Source organism: Candidatus Accumulibacter aalborgensis (assembly GCF_900089955.1).
Taxonomy (GTDB): Bacteria; Pseudomonadota; Gammaproteobacteria; order Burkholderiales; family Rhodocyclaceae; genus Accumulibacter; species Accumulibacter aalborgensis.
The window spans coordinates 1-4,858 of the sequence record NZ_FLQX01000041.1 but is presented as its reverse complement, the minus strand read 5'-3'; the positions used below and the strand labels follow the sequence as shown (position 1 = coordinate 4,858).

Genomic DNA, 4,858 nt, shown 5'->3' with positions numbered 1-4,858 from the left:
GCGAATGAAGCGAGTGGATTTCATCCGTTTGGTCTCCTCCAAAAAACCAGTCTGTTGCGCAAGAATACAATGCTAATAATCGTCGTCTGCACCCGGATTTATCGCTGATTTAATTCGACTTAATTCTAGCTTGGCCTCTTATTAATTACCCTGGCCCTTTATTACTCCCAATCGAATAACAACGTAGTAATAAAAGTAAATAATAAAAAAAACGTAGCCAAGTTGAAGAACAAAGAAAGTGGGCCAGAACATGCCGCTTGGGATAATTGATCTCCCCAACCCGATAAGTGTGATCGGTAGCACCAGCACGAATCCGATATCCGATAGAAACCCTCCAGACTCTTTGAATAGCAGCAGGAGAAGATAAGCTACGAACACAGACACAGGGGTAAGTAGTAGAGCACGAATAAATACCGTCCGTAAAGACGGCATTCTTGGGCTATTGGCACTCGCAGGCATCAACTTTTCCATTCATTGCGTCCACCATGGCCGCAATCGTCTGAGCGAGGTATGCAGGTGCCGAATCAAGATCTTCCGTCGATGGAAATCCTGGGTAACTCTTGCCGTGGTTTTCGAGCTGCGCCGGGCTTCCGGTCCATAGCTGAAAGCCACGATGGGCTGGCGAGGTTGAATCCATTACTGCATGGAGTCCCATGCCCAATTCAAAATAGGCATGATTTCTCGCAACGGGGTCAGGATAAGTAATCAGTCTCTTGAAGATATCGATCTGCTTCTTGACATACCTGCACATCAGTCGCCGGGCATCATCTTTGGATATATTGGAAGAACTCATGGCATGCATGTACGAGAATTGTGCCGTCTGGAAAATCGGTGCGTCCGCAAATGCGCTTCCCGCCTGCATCTGAGCGACCTGTGCGTGCGACAGCGCATTTCCAAACGCTTGTTGAATGAAGTAGTTGTGCGCCTCCGCTGACCATAACCCCAACGGATCGGCATAGCGAAGCGGATTGCCAAGAACATAGGCATATCCATTTATGCCGCCTTTCAGCCCGATAGCGTCGAACGTTGCGTATCTGCCGGTCACCGGATCGTAATCTCTGAAATAGTTGTAATTCAGATTGCTCTCCCTGTCCGCGTACTGCCCCGGAAACCGCAGGTTCAGTGTGAAAGCCTGCCCATCGCCATCCGGGTCCTCTTCGGGCAGACTCATCCCGAACGGTTCGCCAAGCGGCGTGTTGCGCCAGACGACCCGGTTCGCGTCATCGGTGACCATGCGTGGCGTATTCAGGTGATCCTGATGGAGGTAGTAGATCTTCACGCCGCCAGCAGCCACGGCGATCGGTACTTCCGCTGACCAGGTCGTCGCTCCGCCGCTGTCGGTGGCCCTGGCCTTCAGTACGTAGTTGCCGACAGGGACGTTGCTCCAGGTGATGCGGTACGGTGCGCTGGTGGCGCTGCCGATCGGCGTGCTGCCTTGATAGAAGGCGACTTCGGTGATGTTGCCGGTGGTGTCCGCGGCCTCGGCGCTGACGGTGATCGTCGCCGGGGCGGTGAAGCTCTGCTTGGCTGCCGGGGCGCTCAGGCTGACCGTCGGCGGAGTATTGGTGACGCTGATGCTGACCGTGTTGGGCGTGCTGGCGAGTTGGCCGTCATTGACGATCAACTGCACGAGGTACTGGCCGGGAAGGTCAGCGCTGAAGGTGGGGTTGGCGCTGTCGGCGCCAGTAAGCGCGGCGTGGCTGCCGGCTGGTCTGGCGATGAGCAACCAGGCGTAGCTGAGGGTCGCTCCTTCGGGGTCCCTGGAGGCGCTGCCATCGAGTCTGATCAGGCTGCCAAGCGGCACGCTCTGGTCGGGGCCGGCGTTGGCGAAGGGGGCCTGGTTGACCGTGCTGCACTTGGCGCGCGTGCAGCGCAGCGCGCACAAGCGGCCGTCGATCGAGTTGATGACGCCGTTGCCGTCGGCGTCGCGCGGGTCGTCGGGGCCGCTGACCTTGGCGCGGGCGAGGATGGCTTTCTGGATGAGGTTCAAGTCGTCGAGGTCGATGTCGCCGTCTTGGTCGACATCGCAGGGAATGGCCCAAGCCTGAGCGGCAAGAATCAGTGAGAGCAGGATCAGCCACAGAGCCTGTCGCGCAGCGCGAAGGAGCGAGTTCGCCGCACCCTGGCAAGCGCTTGCTGCGCCCGCCCGCGGCAGCGATTCAGGGCCACGCGCGGGAGCGCGGGGTCTTTGCTGGTCGCCGTTCGTCTGCATCACCGCCAGCGGGATGCCTGCGCGCCACGGCGTTCGAGGCGCTGTCTGGTCATTGCCGTGTCCCAGTGCCTTGGGCGTTCCCGATGGGTTGGCGAGCCGTCTCGGGCTGCTCTTGCCCATCGCAGGGGAAGGACGATCAGCCCTGCGCCGCCGAGCAGGGCCAGGGTGCCGGGCTCGGGTAGCTGGGCGAACAGGACGGTGATGCTGCCGTTAGTCGTCGAGTGCTCCCGTTCCACACCGTTGACGTCGCCGAGTGTGACGTTCTCGAAAGTCAGTGCGCTGGTGCCCACAGCGAGGCTCTTGAAGCCGAGAGTCAGTAGCAGCATGGAATCACTCTGCAGGGTGAGGAGATCTGTCGGGTCTTCGAGCGAGAAAGCACTGAGGTTCAGCCGGCCTGGTGCCAGGAAATCAACGTCCAGGCCGATGGCCAAGCCAAGGGCACCCGCGTCGGTAGCCTTGTCGAACCTGATGATCGAGGGATCGTAGACGACTTCGAAGTCGTAGTCGCCGAGTCCGCCAGGACTGCCCGGTGGCTCTGGGGCGACATCGGTGATGCGGACTTCGACGGTGGCAGAACTGCCGAGCCCAAGGTCTTGCGCCAATGGCCAGAAGCTGAGCGTGTAGGCCGATGCCGCTCCCGAAACGACGACGAGGCCCACCAGCACGCCCCGTGTCAGCGTGCGAATGAAGCGAATGGTTTTCATCCGTTTGGTCTCCTCCAGAAAGCCAGTGTGTTGCGCTGGAATACGGTACCAACAATCATGGGCTGTCCCTCATGGCGCCTCATGGCGCCGTCCCCATAGCGCCTCACTGGTCGCTATCGTTGACTGCGCTGCTCGGCAAGGGTCAGCTTCCTTATCTCTGCGGGGCTCAAGCGATCTCGGATGCGAGCGTACAACTCAGCTGCTCTCGAGTAGTCCCCGCGGTGGAATGCATCGTCTGCCTGCGGTCGCAATTGCCGGGCAAGACCATCGAGCCAGTAGTCCTTCCTCCAGACCTCGCGCTTTTCCTCAAGTGTCGCGAAGAACTGTGGATCACCTCGAAGCGCCGCAACGCCAAAGCGCTTCATCAACGAACACAGTTCCTCAAGCCCCGCGACCACGCCTTCCCTCGTTGAGGCCATGGCACCACCGTATCGCTTGGCAGCATCGGGGTCCACCACGCGAATGATGTCTGCCATCTCGTATCGCGCCGCCAAGTATGAGATGCCAGCCCCGATCTCATACGACCGTCGACCGTGATACACATCCACTTCAACATCATCTTTTCGGTAGCAAACGAGCGTTGACAGCCCCTCGATCTCCGAGAAGCCGAGATCGTTGAGGAACGCAAACTTTTCCCGAACTGCACTCGCGAAGTTGAGATGCGCCCGCTCCTGCTCAAAATTGGTTTCCTCGTGTGTCATGGCTTCGGCGGCACCCAGTAGTTGGTCGCCCGGTCAAACGTCCAGCCACGATCGATGAGAAGATTTCGTTCGGCGTTCAGGAACTGGCCAGTGGTATCGAGAGGAGATGCATCCCGTATCGGCAGACCACGCCCTATTTCCTGGCGAAGCACCCCAGAGTTCTGCGCCCAGTTCGCCTTCGGGTTACCGAGATTCGGCAACCGATCAAGCAAAGACTGCTCACCAGCCTGGAGACTCCTCAGGTCTTTGACTCGGCCGATTACTGTCGTTGCCGCCTTTGCTGCACACTGCTCAACGGCTTGAACCGCTTTGGCGCTGGCCCTAACGATCCCACCACCAATCATGGGCACATCACTGGTCGCCACCTCCGTCGCAACCAATCCTAACGCTAGCAAGGGGCAAAGAGGACAGAGACCACTGGGATCGCTGAACAAGAGCGGATTCCCGCCGACGTAGCTGTAGGTATTAGCGCCGCCGTTGATCCCAATGGGATCGGACTGTCCGTAGCGCCCAAGGTCCGGGAAATAGCTATCCCTAAAGTAGTTGTAGTTCAGACTACTCTCCCTGTCCGCGTACTGCCCCGGAAACCGCAGGTTCAAGGTAAACGCCTGCCCGTCGCCATCCGGGTCCTCCTCCGGCAACCCCATCCCGAACGGTTCGCCGAGCGGGGTGTTTCTCCAGACGACCTTGTTCGTTTCATCGGTGACCAGGCGTGGCGTATTCAGATGATCATGATGGAGGTAGTAGATCTTCACCCCGCCAGCAGCTACGGTGATCGGTACTTCCGCCGACCAGGTCGTCGCTCCGCCGCTGTCGGTGGCCCTGGCCTTCAGCACGTAGTTGCCGACAGGGACGTTGCTCCAGGTGATGCGGTATGGTGCGCTGGTGGCGCTGCCGATCGGCGTACTGCCTTGATAGAAGGCGACTTCGGTGATTTTGCCGGTAGTGTCCGCGGCCTCGGCGCTGACGGTGATCGTCGCCGGGGCGGTGAAGCTCTGCTTGGCTGCCGGGGCGCTCAGGCTGACCGTCGGCGGAGTATTGGTGACGCTGATGCTGACCGTGTTGGGCGTGCTGGCGAGTTGGCCGTCATTGACGATCAACTGCACGAGGTACTGGCCGGGAAGGTCAGCGCTGAAGGTGGGGTTGGCGCTGTCGGCGCCAGTAAGCGCGGCGTGGCTGCCGGCTGGTCTGGCGATGAGCAACCAGGCGTAGCTGAGGGTCGCTCCTTCGGGGTCCCTGGA

General features: G+C 59.5%; 4 protein-coding genes. All 4 read right to left on the bottom strand.

Translation table 11 applies throughout. The features are described from left to right. Nucleotides 1-439 precede the first annotated feature (439 nt). Entirely contained in the window at nucleotides 440-2,212 is a 1,773-nt protein-coding gene (locus ACCAA_RS22415; RefSeq protein WP_281193160.1) for an RHS repeat domain-containing protein, read from the bottom strand. Continuing rightward, nucleotides 2,212-2,916 (bottom strand): cohesin domain-containing protein, encoded by a 705-nt coding sequence (locus ACCAA_RS04255; RefSeq protein WP_186406006.1) that lies wholly within the window; start codon nucleotides 2,914-2,916, stop codon nucleotides 2,212-2,214. The genes ACCAA_RS22415 and ACCAA_RS04255 overlap by 1 nt, the downstream gene beginning before the upstream one ends. Before the next feature lie 113 nt (nucleotides 2,917-3,029). Beyond that, on the bottom strand, nucleotides 3,030-3,617 hold the full coding sequence (locus tag ACCAA_RS04250; RefSeq protein WP_186406005.1) for a hypothetical protein: 588 nt from the start codon (nucleotides 3,615-3,617) through the stop codon (nucleotides 3,030-3,032). After that, on the bottom strand, nucleotides 3,614-4,858 hold a 1,245-nt coding region (locus ACCAA_RS04245), incomplete at its 5' end, for an RHS repeat-associated core domain-containing protein (RefSeq protein ID WP_245754423.1). The genes ACCAA_RS04245 and ACCAA_RS04250, both read right to left, overlap by 4 nt.

Bases quoted from the DNA above. Each gene is read 5' to 3' on its own strand.
- ACCAA_RS04250 (WP_186406005.1), bottom strand. From the start codon at position 3,617: ATGACACACGAGGAAACCAATTTTGAGCAGGAGCGGGCGCATCTCAAC.
- ACCAA_RS04255 (WP_186406006.1), bottom strand. From the start codon at position 2,916: ATGAAAACCATTCGCTTCATTCGCACGCTGACACGGGGCGTGCTGGTG.
- ACCAA_RS22415 (WP_281193160.1), bottom strand. From the start codon at position 2,212: ATGCAGACGAACGGCGACCAGCAAAGACCCCGCGCTCCCGCGCGTGGC.